11 protein-coding genes are annotated in these 15,716 nt (G+C 63.4%); 9 read left to right on the forward strand and 2 right to left on the reverse strand.

The genetic code is table 11. From position 1 onward, the window contains the following. Positions 1-436 precede the first annotated feature (436 nt). The 9 genes from ACFFC4_RS12920 to ACFFC4_RS12960 all read left to right on the forward strand — a co-directional run bounded on the left by ACFFC4_RS12920 (position 437) and on the right by ACFFC4_RS12960 (position 11,789). Complete coding sequence (locus ACFFC4_RS12920; RefSeq protein WP_375501459.1) at positions 437-2,194, forward strand: flavin-containing monooxygenase; 1,758 nt, start codon at positions 437-439, stop codon at positions 2,192-2,194. Positions 2,195-2,439: 245 nt separating this feature from the next. Further along, a complete protein-coding gene (locus ACFFC4_RS12925) occupies positions 2,440-3,441 on the forward strand; it encodes a substrate-binding domain-containing protein (RefSeq protein WP_375501461.1) in 1,002 nt (333 codons plus the stop codon). A gap of 80 nt (positions 3,442-3,521) precedes the next feature. Beyond that, entirely contained in the window at positions 3,522-4,280 is a 759-nt protein-coding gene (locus ACFFC4_RS12930; protein ID WP_375501463.1) for an ATP-binding cassette domain-containing protein, read from the forward strand. Further along, on the forward strand, positions 4,277-5,485 hold the full coding sequence (locus ACFFC4_RS12935) for a sugar ABC transporter permease (RefSeq protein ID WP_375501465.1): 1,209 nt from the start codon (positions 4,277-4,279) through the stop codon (positions 5,483-5,485). The genes ACFFC4_RS12930 and ACFFC4_RS12935 overlap by 4 nt, the downstream gene beginning before the upstream one ends. 26 nt (positions 5,486-5,511) lie before the next feature. After that, positions 5,512-8,148 (forward strand): acetoacetate--CoA ligase, encoded by a 2,637-nt coding sequence (locus ACFFC4_RS12940; RefSeq protein WP_375501467.1) that lies wholly within the window; start codon positions 5,512-5,514, stop codon positions 8,146-8,148. Between the two features lie 35 nt (positions 8,149-8,183). Next, positions 8,184-9,014 (forward strand): mycofactocin-coupled SDR family oxidoreductase, encoded by an 831-nt coding sequence (locus ACFFC4_RS12945; protein WP_375501469.1) that lies wholly within the window; start codon positions 8,184-8,186, stop codon positions 9,012-9,014. Positions 9,015-9,460: 446 nt separating this feature from the next. Then, positions 9,461-9,826, forward strand: coding sequence for a nuclear transport factor 2 family protein (locus ACFFC4_RS12950; protein ID WP_375501471.1), 366 nt, complete (start codon positions 9,461-9,463; stop codon positions 9,824-9,826). Between the two features lies 1 nt (position 9,827). Further along, entirely contained in the window at positions 9,828-10,271 is a 444-nt protein-coding gene (locus tag ACFFC4_RS12955) for a nuclear transport factor 2 family protein (RefSeq protein WP_375501473.1), read from the forward strand. Between the two features lie 252 nt (positions 10,272-10,523). After that, positions 10,524-11,789: a cytochrome P450 gene (locus ACFFC4_RS12960; RefSeq protein WP_375501475.1), complete on the forward strand. Its 1,266-nt coding sequence runs from the start codon at positions 10,524-10,526 to the stop codon at positions 11,787-11,789. 846 nt (positions 11,790-12,635) lie between these two features. Here the strand turns inward: ACFFC4_RS12960 and ACFFC4_RS12965 are convergent. Continuing rightward, positions 12,636-14,096 (reverse strand): IS1380 family transposase, encoded by a 1,461-nt coding sequence (locus ACFFC4_RS12965; RefSeq protein WP_375501626.1) that lies wholly within the window; start codon positions 14,094-14,096, stop codon positions 12,636-12,638. A gap of 238 nt (positions 14,097-14,334) precedes the next feature. After that, positions 14,335-15,348 (reverse strand): sugar ABC transporter substrate-binding protein, encoded by a 1,014-nt coding sequence (locus tag ACFFC4_RS12970; RefSeq protein ID WP_375501477.1) that lies wholly within the window; start codon positions 15,346-15,348, stop codon positions 14,335-14,337. Positions 15,349-15,716 lie beyond the last annotated feature (368 nt).

The following is a 15,716-nucleotide window of genomic DNA, read 5'->3' on the forward strand; positions in this document are numbered from 1 at the left end:
CAGCAACGCAGAGCTGTACGCGAACGATTTACACCACTCCCCGGGGCACGACCCCTAACGCCTCGCCGACACTGCCGATGGGACGGGCCCGGGAGGACACCCGGGGAACGACTCAGACTCCAGCGCGACCGGCTCACACCCCGACACCGGCTCTTCGGAGAAGTCACTTCCCGGACCCGTCCACACCAACTCTAGAACCCCTCTCGTCGCCGCGTCTTGACACAGAGGGGAGCCATGAGCGGGTTTCCGCAGAGCCCGCTCCGGCCCGGCACGACGTGCCGCCCACCTGTCACCCCTGCTCCGTAAGCGCGGCGGACCAGTTGTCGACCATCCGTGCAGCAGCTCAGTGTTTCCCCCCATCTATTTACAGCGAATGAGACCTGTGCCACAGTAGCCCGACCGAGCGATCGTTCGGTCGGTTCTTATGGAGGCGGACGTGGCGCAGGCAGATGGACCAGAGGCTCGCAGCCTCTTTGCGGAGTGGCTCATCCGGTTTGGGGCGGCGGTAGAGGGCCGGTCCGCGTCGGACGTGCTCACCCTTGTCGCAGGTGACTGCTACTGGCGTGATCTGCTCGCGCTGACCTGGGACCTCGGCACCTACCACGGTGAAGCGGCGATCGAGAAGCTGCTGGTCGGCAGTCTCGACGGCGCCGAAGCACGTTCGTTCGCCCTCGAAGAGACGTTCGGTCCAAGGATCGTGGGCTCTACTGACCCGACCATCGAGGGCTTCTTCACCTTCGAAACAGAGACAGCTTGGTGTCGCGGGGTTGCCAAGCTGGTCAATGTCGACGGTGGCTGGGTGGCCTCGGCGGTCATGACGGGCGTTGAGGACATTAAGGGCCATGAACGTGCGTTGGGCGAGCGCCGCCCGATTGGCCCCCGGCACGTGCCCGGAACGAGCTCACGCTCCAACTGGCAGGATCGCCGCCGCGTCGAAGTTGCATTCACAAATCGCGAACCCGAGGTCGTCATCATCGGCGCGGGCCAGGGGGGTCTAGCGGTCGCTGCGAACCTACGGTTGATGGGCGTCGATGCGCTGATCCTGGAGAAAAGCGATCGGGTTGGCGACGGCTGGCGTCGGAGGTACCACTCGCTGGTGCTGCACGACCCGGTGTGGGCCGACTCGCTGCCTTATCTGCCGTTCCCCGAATCGTGGCCGATTTACAGCGCTAAGGACAAGATCGCGGATTGGTTCGAGTCCTACGCCGCCGCAATGGAGCTCAACGTCTGGACCAACGCGGATCTCTACGAGAGCTCTTACGACGCAGCACAGGGGCGATGGACCTTGCAGGTCCGGACTCCCGAGGGGGAGCGTGTCCTGTGTCCGCGCGACCTGATTCTGGCAACCGGGGCCGCTGCCGAAGTCAATCTTCCCGACTTCCCGGGCCGGGAGCTCTTTGGTGGCACGTCCTACCATTCCAGCCAGCACGTCTCCGGGGCCGATCGGGCCGGCCAGCGCGTCGTTGTGATCGGCGCCTGTAACAGCGCGCACGACATTGCGCAGGACCTCTACGAGTCCGGCGCCGATGTGACGATGGTGCAAAGATCATCCACGCACATCATCAGCCAGGAGAACGGGATCCCGGCGATTTTCGGCGCGAACTTCACCCAAGGTGGGCCGCCCACTGAATACGCGGACCTGCTGGCCAGCGCCACGCCCTGGCCGCAGGTCCTCGAGCTCGCCGTTGAGGGTACAAAGCAGACCGCCGAGAAGGACGCCGACTTGTTGGCCGCGCTGGATGCTGTCGGGTTCAAGCGTAACGACGGGCCTGGTGGTACGGGCCTGATGGGATACGCGTTGGAACGCGGCGGTGGTTACTACATCAACGTCGGCTGCTCAGACCTGATCGCCGAACGCAAGGTGCACCTTGCGCAGGGAGCGGGTTTATCCGCGTTCACTCCCACCGGGGTCCTTTTGGCGGACGGACGAGAGCTGCCGGCAGACCTCGTGGTGCTTGCCACGGGATACAAGAACATGCGCGAAACGGCGCGCCGGATCCTTGGAGACGATATCGCCGACCAATGCTCGACAGTTCTGGGTATCGGCGAGGACGGTGAGATCGGCGGCTTGTACCGCCGCACCGGGGCACCTGGCTTCTGGTTCATGGGTGGGCCATTGGCGTGGGTACGCATTTACGCCAAGCACCTTGCGTTGCAGATCGTGGCGATACAGAAGGGAGTCATTCCCCGGTAAAGCCAGGGCGACGGTGGAACGTCGCGCACTCAATTCAGCTGTGACCAGCCGAGCGCCGATGCTCGGGGACTCGGAAAGGAAAGTCGATGTCACGAAGCACCTCAAGAATAGGCACGGCACTCAAAGGCCTAGCGTTGATCACCAGTCTTGCTGTCGGGCTGACGGCGTGCAGCAGTAGCGGCGGGTCTCCTTCAACCGGGAAGAGCGGCTCCACCTCGTCCGGGGGGAAAAAGACCGTCTACTTTATGGCGCCTAACACCACGCCGACCCGATATCTGCAGCAGGATGGCCCGGACTTCAAGAAGGCAATGGCGACCCTGGATCCGAATGTGACGGTCAAGTTCGACACAGCCGACGGCACCTCGGGGACCCAGTTGTCGCAAGTCAATGCGGCGATATCGGCGGGGGCGAGCGCAATCGTCATGGTGGCGGCAGACCCGAACACCAGCGGCAGCATTCTTCAGGCGGCGCAGGCCGCCAAGGTGCCGGTGATCGGTTATGAGAACACTCCGCTGAATGGGCCGATGTATGCGCAGGTCATGTTCGACCCGAACATGGCTGGCAAGCTGCAGGCGCAGTACTTCGCGTCCCAGGTCCAGAGCGGCGCACTCGGAGCCAAGCCGGTGACCGTTGCTCGGCTCTACGGCAACCAGGGCGATGTCTACACCACCCAGATGCTGCAGGGTCAGAACGGCGTGCTGCAGCCACTCATCAACGACGGCAGTATCAAAGTCGTCTGCTCGAGCTACGTGACCAACTGGGACCCCGCGGTGGCCCAGTCGCAGGCGCAGCAATGCCTGACCAAGACCCAGAACAAGGTGGACGCCTTCCTGGGCTTCTATGACGGGATCGCTGCGGGCATCATCGCCGCGGAGACGTCAGCCAACGTCAAGATCCCGGTCTACGGAGGTCAGAACCCCGAGCTCACCGGTCCGCAGTACATGCTTACCGGGCAGCTGCAAGACAACGTCCTCAAGCCCTTCTCGGACGAGGCGACCGCTGCCGCCAAGCTCGCCATCGCTGCGATAAAGGGCCAGCAGCCAACTGCTCTGGCGACGAAGACGATCGACAACGGTGGCGGCTTCAAGATTCCGACCGCCTACCTGAGCGAGACCTACATCCATCTCACGAAGGGCCAGGATCCCGGCATCGTGGTCCAGAAGATCGTTGACCTGGGCTTCTTCACCTGGGCCGAAATCTGCACCGGCCCGGCGAAAGACACCGCGACCTGCAAGCAGAAGCATTAGTGCACGCTCTCATTCTCACGTAGGTAATCCGGGGTGGCGGCCGTGGTGCCGCCACTCCGGACGGTGAAAGGAAATTGTTGGTGAGAACCTCAGTGCCGCTGCTTCAAATGGCGGGCATTTCACGCTACTTCGGTGGTGTCCGTGCACTTAGCGACGTCGACCTCGACCTGTATTCCGGAGAAGTGGTCGCATTGGTGGGCGACAACGGTGCCGGCAAGTCCACACTCGTGAAGATCATCGCGGGCGTTGAGCGTCACGACTCCGGAACCATCAAGATTTCGGGAGCCGAGGTCCGCCTCGACAACCCTCGAGCCTCTGCGGCCGTGGGTATTCATGCGGTCTACCAAGATCTCTCGCTGTGCGACAACCTCGACGCCGTCCAGAATCTGTTCCTCGGCCAGGAGATCACCGCCCCGTGGTGGCGGGCGCGTCCGTTGCGGCGACGGATGATGGAGCGTCGGGCGCGCGAGGTCTTGGAGGGGATGTCGGTGAAGCTGCGTTCCTTTACGACTCCGGTCGGCGGGCTGTCGGGCGGACAGCGGCAGGGCATCGCCATCTGCCGCGCACTCGTCTCAGACCCTCGCTTGGTCATGCTGGACGAGCCGACGGCAGCATTGGGCATCTCGCAACGCAGTGAAGTACTCGACCTCATCATGAGGCTCAAGGAGCAAAAGCGCGCAGTGCTCGTCATCTCACACGACCTTAGGGACGTTCAGCAGGTCGCAGACCGGATCGTGGTGCTCCGACTCGGAGCGAAGGTCGCCGAGTTCGAGCGCGGGCGTTATTCCTCCTCAGACCTCGTCGCCGCAATTACGGGAGCACACGAGGTGGTGGCATGAGCATCGACAGTCGCACTGCCGCACCAGCGCTCGTCGACAAAGCGGCTCCGCTCGGTTCCCGCGTACTCGGCGCGTTTGAAGGCCGTCTGCGCAGTGTTCCCGTACTGGTCGTACTGGCGGTGATCTGGTTCTTCTTTTACACCCAGAACTCTGCCTATTTGAGTTCGCGCAATATCACCAACCTCGCGCTGCAGATCGTGACCACTGCAATTCTGGCCCTCGGGATCGTCTTCGTGCTGCTCGTGGGAGAGATCGATCTCTCGTCTGCGGCGCTGTCAGGCGTGTCCGCCACGATTGCCGCGAACATGGCGGTCAACCATGGCTGGAACCTGTGGCTCGCTTTACTGCTTGCTCTAGCTGTGGCCTGCGCGGCGATGCTGGTCCAGTCAGCCATCGTGGTCTTCGGGGTGCCCTCTCTCGTGGTCACCTTGGGCGGCATGGTGGTGTTCCAAGGCTTGCTGCTCAAAGTCCTGCCGTCCACATTTACCGTCAACGTAGGTGGAACCACATACGCGAAGATCGCCAGCACTCACATTTCCTCGGTGGCCGCCTTCATCCTCGGCTTCGCGGGCTGGGCCTGGTTCTCCTACGCCACGTGGAACAGTCGGCGGCAGAATGGCGGCACGGGTCTCAACCAGCTGGGCGGCGTAGTGGCTCCGGTCGCAGCCTGCGGCATCGCGACCTTCGGAGTGATCGCAGTGCTTTCGCGCAACGACGGCGGTCTGCCGCTGCCAGTGTTAATCCTCGCGATTCTGCTGGCAGGGGCGTCGTATCTGACCACGCAGACCCGGTACGGCGTGCACCTCTATGCGGTCGGGGGTGATCGGCAGGCGGCCGAGCGGGCCGGGATTCCCGTGTCCCGGATGGTGGTGTATTCATTCCTGGTACTGGGGATCTGCGCGACGATCGCCGGTGTGTGCGACGCGGCCCGTCTGCTCGGCGTCTCCAACTCCTCAGGCGGCGGCCCATTGATGCTGAACGCGATCGCCGCTGCCGTCGTCGGCGGGACCAGTCTATTCGGGGGACGCGGCAGCGTCTGGGCCGCTCTACTGGGCTCGCTGGTGATCGGCTCGATCAACAACGGCGTGCAGTTGCTCGGCTACGCTCCCGCCGTTCAGGACTTCGCGACCGGCGGCGTCCTCGTCATCGCTGTCGCTATTGACGTCGTCATCACACGCGGCTCGCTCCGGCGGAAGCGCCCTTAGGGACAAGCCGGACTTAAAATTCCTGAGTGAGCTGGCGGGGAAGGCAGGGTGGTGATGGCGTGACGAAGACAGAGCCCACATGGGCACCCTCCGAGGAGCAGATGCAGACCTCGCGCATCGTCGAGTTCGCGCGCTGGCTCAACGCGGGCCAGCGGGCATCGATCGCTGACGTAACCGACTTCCACGAGATTCAGGAGTGGGCGTCGGCCAACCCCATCGCCTTCTGGGGTGCGGTGAGCGAGTTCTTCGGCGTCCGCTTCCATGAGCCGGCCACCTCTGTGTGCGATGACCTGACGATGCCCGGCACCAAATGGTTCCCGGGAGCCCGGCTCAACTTCGCCGAGCACATGCTGCGCGTAAACGAGCCGGACCGAGTCGTGATCAGCATGGTGGCTGAAGACGGCGTGACGACGACGATCACGTGGGGCGAACTGCACGACCAGGTGCTTCGCCTGGCCGGGACGCTGCGTGAACTCGGAGTGGACACCGGCGACCGAGTGGTCGCCTACCTGCCGAACTGCATCGAGGGCGTGGTCGCATTTCTTGCGACCGCCTGGATCGGGGCAGTGTGGTCCCAGGCGGGGCTTGATCTCGCTGCGGCATCGGCCGCTGATCGCCTGGCCCAACTTGATCCCACCGTGCTCATCTGCGGCGGCGGTTACCTGTTCAAAGGAGTCGCGCACGACCGGCGCAATGAGGTGCGTGAGCTCCAGGGGTTGCTGCCGACGCTGGCTCACACCGTGGCCGTCTCCACAGCGGGGCTGGCGCTGCACTCAAAGGTCGACGAGGTTCTCGAATGGAGCGAAGCGATCGGCCGGGGACGCCCCATCGACCTGGTGCCCGTTGAGTTCGACCACCCGCTGTGGGTGCTCTTCACCTCGGGCACCACCGGCAAACCCAAAGGAATCGTGCACGGGCACGGCGGCGCGCTCCTTGAGCAGTTCGTGTCCCCGGGGTTCCATCTGAACCTCACCAGCGACGACGTCTTCTTCTGGTACACCACGCCGAACTGGATGATGTGGAACGCGCAGGTGTGCGGACTCCTGCACGGAGCGAGCATCGTCCTCTACGACGGCAGCCCGACCGAGCCTTCAGCAGATCGGCTCTGGCGGTTGGTTGCGGAGCATCGGGTGACTGTCTTTGGCACGAGTCCGGGTTACCTCCAAGCATGCGAGCGCGCTGCCTGTGAGCCGGGAAGCGATCACGATCTTTCGCTGCTGCGCATCGTGGCAGTGACCGGTTCGATCCTTCCGCCCGGGGCCAACGTCTGGGTGCGTGAGCACGTGAGCCCCCGAGTCCAGGTTGGCTCCACCAGCGGTGGGACTGACATCGTGGGCATCTTCGTGTCCAGCAATCCGATTCTCCCCGTCTACGACGGTGAGATCAGTGCGGTCGCGCTCGGGGTCTCGCTCGAGGTATGGGATGAGCAGGGCCGGCCGCTGCCAGCTGGAGTCTCAGGCGAGATGGTGATCACGAAGCCGATGCCGTCGATGCCGGTCGCCTTCTGGGCTGACCCTGATGGCTCGGCCTACCGCTCGACCTACTTCGAGGAGTTCCCGGGTTTCTGGAGGCACGGGGATGCCATCACTCTCACCGAGCGCAGAACAATCATCATCCACGGCCGATCCGACGCCACCCTCAACCGCAACGGCGTGCGGCTGGGAAGTGCGGAGATCTACGACGCGGTCGAGTCACTAGCCGAAGTGGCGGACTCGCTCGTCGTCGGGATCGAGCGGCCCGACGGCGGCTACTGGATGCCACTGTTCGTGGTCGCCGACGACCATGCCCAGGATCACGAGCTGGTGAGCCGGCGCATTCGCGATCGGCTCCGCGAGCGCACGTCACCGCGCCACGTGCCCGACGAGGTGATCTTCGTTCCGGCGTTGCCCCGCACTACGACCGGTAAAAAGCTGGAAGTCCCTGTCAAGCGCCTGCTGGCCGGACAGACGACAGGAGAGGTCGCCAGCCGCAGTGCGGTCGACAATCCGGCAGCACTGCAGTGGTTTGTCGATTTCGCCCTGGAGCGGCAGGCACTTGAGGAACAAATGGTGGTCGCGCCGAGCGACAACTATCAGGACTGGCGGGTCTACTCCGAGCAGCAGATCTCGCGTATCCTCGCCGCCGCATTGGAGACGTTCTCCGCCAAGGGATATCACGGGACGAGCACGCGCCAGCTGGCAGAGAAATCAGGCCTTTCGGTGCCCGGCATCTACCATCACTACCGCTCCAAACAGGACATTCTGTTCGACCTGATGATGGTGGTGATCGACGAGTCGATCGAACGGGCCCGTAATGCGCTGAAAGAAGCGGGACCTAGTCCTGCGGAACAGTTCGACGCGATGGTCGAGTCGTTACTGCGGTTCCACATGCATCGGCAGCGAGGCGCGGTGCTGTCGGCCAACGAGTTGCCGAACCTAGCTCCAGAACAACGTGCGTTCTACATCGCTCGCCGGGACGAACTGCAGCGGATGCTCGACGTCATCGTGGCCGATGGAGTCCAGGCCGGGGACTTCCTTGCCTCCTACCCGGCCGATGCGAGCCGAGCCATCACCTCGCTGTGCCTTGGCGTGGCGGTCTGGTACGTAGCCCAGGGTGAGCTGCCTGAGGACGAATTCCTGGTGAGGTATCAGGACATCGCCCGCTCGATAGTGGTCAAGCGCTAGTCAATGAGCATTGATAGTCGTGAAGGAGAACCTCAATGGGGCGCGTAGCAGGCAAGGTTGCCTTGATCACCGGGGCGGGCCGAGGCCAAGGCCGCAGCCACGCCGTGAGACTGGCCGAGGAGGGAGCAGCGATCATCGCCCTCGATATCTGCGCTCCCGTCGCGTCAGTCTCGTACGACATGGCGTCCCGCGACGATCTGCAGCACACCGCCGAGCTGGTCAAAGACCAGGGCGGAACGATTTACACGGGCATCGCCGACGTTCGTTCTTACGAATCGCTGGAACGAGAGATCGCCGCAGGAGTCGAAGCCTTGGGAGGCCTCGACATCGTCATCTCCAACGCGGGCATCGCCAGCTATGCCGCTGGGCACGAGATCACTGAGTCCGCCTGGCAAGAGATGATCGACATCAACCTGACCGGAACCTGGCACTCGGTCAAGGCTGCCGTCCCGCACCTGAAGCGACGAGGCGGCGGTTCGATCATTTTGATCAGTTCGGCCGCAGGGCTGCAGGGCAACAAGAATCTTGCGCACTACGTGGCGGCCAAGCACGGGGTGGTCGGACTGATGCGCTCCTTTTCGAACGAGCTGGCATCGGATTGGATCCGGGTCAACAGCGTGAACCCCACCCAGGTCGACACTCCGATGATTATGAATGAGGAGATCTTCCGGCTGTTCCGTCCCGACATGGAGGATCCGCAGCGAGAGGACATCGTGGACGTGTCGGTCAGTACTCATGCCCTGCCGCTGCCGTGGGTCGAGCCACGAGACGTGTCGAATGCCGTGCTCTTCCTCGCCTCCGACGAGGCGCGCTACATCACTGGCGTGGCGCTACCCGTCGACGGCGGACTGCTATCGAAAGCCTGAGCACTGGGCACCCCGCCTGAGCCCGACCGGCCGAAGGCGGCCTCAGCTGCGCGGAGACACAGGCTGGCGATACCAGTCGCCTCCTGATTCGCCATTTACTTCAAACGGCACGCATGATTACGATGCCATCCCGTTGACGCGGGCTACTCGTCCAGGACTGCCTCCGTTCCCGCCGCGCATCATGTTGATCCTGGCAGCACGTTTGTGACCATCCTGCGCGCGGTCATCGCAAGCTCCTTCGACGATGCCCCGCATCGGCATTTCGGGTGCGTGGAGGACCATCAGGCGAGCATTTCGTTCATCAACACGCACCGTTGACGCGCGTGCACGAACCCCATAGTCTTGGCGGCAGTGTTCCCGGCCGGGAACTCGGTCGGCCGTAGGGTCAGGTCAGCAAGGGCACGACGACGCGCTGGACCGCGCTGGCCCTGGATCCAGGGGTGCCAATGGACTACATCGAATTTAATCGTCGTTGGTTGAATGCCTGGAGCGAACGAGATATCTCGAGTCTGGTGCACACCTATTACCATCCGAACATCGCATACCGGGATCCACTCGTGCCCGACGGTCTGCACGGATCGGAGGAGCTGGAAAAGCACTTAGTCGCCGTATTTTCTGGTCCGACGACACTGTTCGCGCCTAAAGTCGTGTGGCCCCATGAAAGTGGCTATTTCGGGGTCTGGATCGGAACTCGCGAAGGAGAAGCACCCTTGCGTGGCTTGGATTATTGCGAAATGAAGGATGGGAAGATCATCCACAACGATTTGTACGTCCACCAGCTCAAGGAGCTACCCACCGAAAGTGACTATTAGAATGACGGATGTCGATTACACTGCTGCCTCTTGGCAGCTCACCATGAAGGCCGGCGTGGAGCGGTACCTTCAGGCCTTCAATGACCACGACGCTGCCGCCCTCGACGCCCTTTTCGCCGAGGGTGCGCTCGTCGAGGATCCTTACGGAACGACCGTGTGCGATGGCACCGCAACATCGAAGACGGTTCGCGAGTTCTTCGAAGGCTTGGTTCCTATGATTGCTGCAGTGCAGCTTGATGCACCGATTCGTGGGTCGGACGGCGACGCGGCGGCCTTCTGCTTCGAACTCGAGATAGCCGTGCCCGAAGGTCCGCCCATGGTCGTCCGTGCGATTGACGTCATGAAATTTAATCGGGAGGGCAAGATCTACCACATGCAAGCATTCCATGGATCGCTGGACCGGATGGTCGAATCAGCACGCGTCACATCATCGCCGGGTGCGTAACTCTCTGAGCACGCGGTCGAGCCGAGGCTTGGGTCCGACGTGCTAGTCCGGAGCAGGGCTGTGCCGCGGAGTCCGAACGGATCCGAGAACGCCGTCTGGAGAGATCACATGGGTGCGCGGACCTAACCTCCCCCGACCCATGCCCTATACATCGCGAAGCAGGGCCGCCCGTCCGCGACGGCGGTGCTGCTTCGCGATGGCACTTAGACCCTTACCGAACTGTACCAACATGAAGAGTAATGGAGATCCATCATGCTTCTGTTCGCCAGCCAGCACGAGCCAACGACGGCGTACGACATTTCCAGTAAAGCGTTCTGGTCGAAGACGCCGGGCGAGCGCGATGAAACCTTTCGACGCCTGCGCGCCGAGGCTCCGGTGAGCTGGCACTTGCCGATCGAGGCGAGCCTGCCGCCGGAGGAACACAAGCAGGCCGGCTTTTGGGCTGTCACGAAAGCTGAGGACATCACTTTCGTGAGTAAGCACCATGAGTTGTTCAGTTCCTCGCTCGGGTCCACGGCGCTGCACCCGTACGAGTCCCAAAGCGAACAGCGATCGGTCATCCTCGAGATGGACCCGCCGATCCACACCGCCTACCGGAAGATCATCAGCTCGGCGTTCACCCCGAAAGCGGTCGCGAAGCTGAGTACTCAAATTGAGGTCCGGGCCGAGCAGATCGTCCAGAATGTCGTCGGCGGCGGGAGCATCGACTTCGTCAGCGAGGTTGCGGCCAAGCTGCCGATGATGACCGTGGCCGACCTCATCGGTATTCCTGAGCATCAAGTCGAAGCCTTTGCCGCGGCCGGCGACCGTCTCGTGCTCTTGCACGATCCATTGGCCCTGCCCGAGGGCGTCGACTTGAACGAGCTGCTGGGCGAGGTTTTTGGCACCCTCAGCGAAATCGGTTTCGCCTTAGCCGAAACGCGGCGTAAAGAGCCTAAAGACGACGTCATGTCGGCGATCGTGCACGCTGACGTAGACGGGGTCACCTTTGACGACCGGGCGATCCTCAGCGTCATGATGCTACTGAGCGTCGCCGGCAACGACACCACCAAGCAGACCACGACCCACGCCATGATCGAACTGGCCAAGAACCCTGACCAGAGGGCTTGGCTGCTCGAGGACTTCGATGCTCGGATCAGCGGGGCCATCGAGGAGTTCATCCGGCACGCGTCACCGGTCATTGCCTTCGCCCGCACCGCGACGGAAGACCTCGAGCTCGGCGGTCAGCGCATCTCGGCTGGTGACAAGGTCGGCATGTTCTACGCCTCCGGAAATCGCGACGAGTCCGTCTTCCACGATCCGCAACGATTCGACCTGTCTCGCGCCCGCAGCCCGCACGTCGGCTTCGGGGGAGGCGGCGTGCACTACTGCCTCGGCAACCACGTCGCCAAGGCTCAACTTCGCGCCCTGTTTCAGCAGCTCCTCACTAAGCTTCCCGACATCGAAGTGGGCGAGCCCGTCCAGTTGCTGAGCCACCTCGTCAACGGCTACGAGAGCCTCCCCGTCGTCATCCGATAAGGGGTCGCAACAAGTAAACGCAGACCACTGCACCGGTGTTGGCATCTGCGAGTCGCTCGTTCTGCCACGGGTTCGACGTGAACGAAGACCGCAGCATGGTCGTGCACGAAGAGTTTCTACTGACTCCAGGTGGTTTCTGAGACCGACGAACGGGCCACGCCGGACAACGTTCCTCTGTGCGCGCAGATCACTTCGCGCAAATCCGAACCGGCTCTCGCGAAGGCGACTCGCGTTGGAGCCGAACCAATCGCGTACCTTCAGGCTGTTGCTCGGTAGATCCTCACCTGGTGACGGTCGGGATCTCGGTGGGACGGCACGGGCGGACACATCCGTAGGCAACGTTGTCATACTCTGGACCGTTTGTGCCGCACCGGTTGAACTGCCCCGTGCCCGACACGCTGGCCAATCTCACGATCCGCCACCGTGCTCAGCTCGCCTACGTCGACGGCCAGCTACGCGACGGCACGACAGTTCCCTGCTCCGGTTGCGATACGGCGGATCAGGGGAACACCTGCGGCTTTGGGATCCACCACGCCAGCCGCGACGGCTACGACGACCCGTGCTGCCCACCGGATACCCCAGCGGTACACCCGAACAAGCACTCCATTGCGCCTGCGGCCTTGACCTCTACGACCCCACCGCATGGTCGAACCCCGAGGAACTCATGGGCGTGACCATACCGCCGCGCGCTGATGCTCTTAGCCCTGCTTATTCAGGTCTTCGAAGAAGTTGATCTGTCTCGGGACCTGTTGATCTTGGGTCACCGTTAGTCGTTGACGGGCGTGTTGGTTTGCCGGCCTCGGGTGCCGGGTTGTCCGTGCCGGTCGTCGGGGTGGGGCAGGCGGGTCAGGCCAGCGGGACAGGCAGTGGTTGCAGGCGGTGAAAGGCGAGCGCGAGTGCCGCTGCCCACCGCCAGGTTCGGTCGATCTTGAGTCGTAGTCGTCTGCCGCCGCGCACGAGTCGGGCGGCGACGTGCAGCAGCCGGTAGCGCAGGGTTTTGGGTTCGGCCTTGGCAAGGGCGGGTTGGTCGTGCAGCAGGATCGTCTGAGCCCAGGCGATGAGGTCGATGGCCGTCAGCGCGCAGGCCAGCCAGGCCTGGTTGATCGCGAACATCTTGGACGGGAACCGGCCCAGGCCGGTGTCCTTGCCGGTGCGGATGCGGTCCTCGACGCGGGCGTGGGCGCGGTGACGGGCATCGAGCCAGGCGTGTTGCCCGATAGCGGTGTCGGTGACGAAGCAGGTGTAGCGCCACCCGTCGGCTTCTTCGATCAGGTCCAGCTGTGCGCCGGGGTGGGGTCGTTCGCGGCGGGTGATCACCCGCATCCCGGTCGGGTAGTCAGCCAACGCGCCTGCGGCGAACATGCCGGTCAGCTCCGCGACCGCCGCGCAGTCGGTCGGGTCGCGGGGTTCGCCGGCGCCGTCGATCGCGGCGCTCCACGCTGTCTTGGGCAGCGCGGCGATGGCGGTGTGCTCACGGGCGCCGAGTGCCCAGCCGACCGTGAACTCGGTATCGACTCCCTGGCCGCGCAGCCCGCGTAGGTGCGCCAGCAGCGCTTTCGAGGCGCCGGCGCCATCGAAGCGGAACAGGATCGGGTAGCCATGCCGGAACGCCTCGGGCAGCTGCGCCACGGCCTGCTCCACGACCACGACGTGATCGGCGGCGGTGTTGCTGCCGGCGTTACCCGGGCGCAGCAGCCCGGTCAGCGCCTGGTTGGTGTTGTCGCAGAACGCCAGCACTGGGTGGAACCCCCACGTGTGCTTGAACGTCGCCGCCGCGCGCTGCTTCTCGGAATGGGCGATGGTGATCGTGGCGTCCTCGTCAATCACCAGCACCGGGCGACCGTCTCGGGCCAGCAGCGGCTGCCCGGCGACCAGCGACGCCGGCAACACCGTCCCGGTCGCCTCGCCACGCTGCGCCCACGCCACCTCCCGCGCCGCCGCGCGGGCCTGCCCGATCGCGGCCAGATCCTCGGCGCTCACCGCATCGAGCACCCGGCGACACGTCGAGTCCGACGCCACCGACCCGAACACGCCCGGCTGATCGCCCAGGGCGACGATGTCGCTGATGCACTGGCCGCCGTCGGCGATCATTACCGCCACATCAGTCAGGACCCGGCCCGGATCGTGCGCCGTCTGCGGTGCGACCCGACCCGCGAACACCGCCGACACCTGCGCCGTCAACGTCGTCCGGTCAGCCAGATCCGCGAGCAACCGCGACCCCGCGTGCGACACCACACCGACACCATCAGCGGACACTTCAACCACGGGACGAGTACGGGTAGCGTGCACGCGGAAGGTGCCTTCCAGTTCGGCGAATCTACGGTCTCAGCAACCACAGAATCCCGTACAGGACAGGCACTTTCGCTTTTTTACACGCCAACCACTGAAGCTGATCTTGAACGATCCGGGTTAGTTCGGCACACAGGCTGATGATTGGCGAAATCGCACCCACCCCATAAATGGTCGGCCGAGGCGGAATCGACGCCGAGAACCCGATGGTCGCCAGGGCACGCTCACAACTCTATGGTCATCGGTGAATCCAGGCCTAAGCGACTTTCCAGGTACGTGCGAACTGCCCTTGGTAGTCGAAGGGCGGTATGTAGTACGAAGTTGACTTCAATGACTCCACGTTCGCGCGCGTGATGAGTTGCTCTGGCAAAGGTTCGTTGCCCGTTACCTTCATCCCCTCCACACTGCGCAAGATCGTGTCAACTGCCAGCCAACCGCTGTAGACAGAAGGCTGACCGGTCCAAGCGCTTTCGGTTCCATTCTTGATGTCGGCTATTTGTTCCGTGCCAAATGCGGCACCACCGATTTTGACCCGCGAGCCCATTCCGGCGCCGCTCAGAGCTTGCGGCAGGCCATTGACGAAGACGGAGTCAGAGGACACGAAGTATCCAAGCTTGGGGTCCTTCTGCAAGGCAGACACGATCAGACCGTTCGTCTGATTTCCGTCGATCTGCGGAATCGTGGCGTTCACGACCGAGATCGTGCAGTGTGGACAGCGTGAGTTCACGGTGCTCCTGAAGGCCGACAAGAAGGACGACAGGACGGCATAAGCCGGCACCATCAGCACGAGAACGTGGGCATTGCCATCCGAGTCCGCGATGACCCAGTTCGCGAGGTCATCACCCTGTTGCTCCTGGTAGGCCGTACCGTTCACCTGCGGCAGCACCGTCCGGGTCACCGGCGCCGCGCCGACCGCCAAGGGCAGGATGTCGACTCCTGCCTGCGCATACGCCGGCACCACGGACGACCACAGTGCGTAAGGGACTCCTACGACGATGCTGGCTACAGGATGATATTGCAGCGCGAGCCGCAGGCCGGCGGCGAGCGTAGAGGGATTGGACTCCTGAAAGTCGACGGTCTTCACGTTCCAGCCCACGGTCCCGGCGGCCGCCTTGACTCCCTGCCCGATGAGCGCACACTGCTCGCCATCGGTGCACTGCAAATACACGATCGTCTTCCCCTTGGTGGGGGCGGCATTGAGTGGCGTCCGGATCAGGTTGGCCGTCGGCGGTGCTACGAGTTCGGCAACCGCACGTTTAGCGAGGGCCACGCCATTAGACCCCGGATCGCTGCTTCCGCTACTGGGAGGAGCGCTAGGTACGCCCGACTCCTGAGTCGCGCCGCTGGTTCCCGAACGGGACCCGCCTGAGCTCGAACACGCCGCCACCAGCGTCAGCAGTGACATCGCGATGACCGCCAACGACCTCGCCCTTACCTGCATCCCGCACTCCCTCAAACGACTGACATCCTGTCTATTACTAACTGGTTCGCCAGCCAGATACAAGCATCGGTTTGCCCCGACTTGCTGAAGCCTCCAAGATTTGTTGATTATTTACTGGCCATGTGGTTAACTCCGCGGCCACACGAGGTGCCTTGGCATCGCCGCACGAGTCAAGAAGCTGCCGTAGTCGCACGGCA

The organism is uncultured Jatrophihabitans sp., from assembly GCF_964244045.1.
Lineage (GTDB): Bacteria > Actinomycetota > Actinomycetes > Mycobacteriales > Jatrophihabitantaceae > Jatrophihabitans.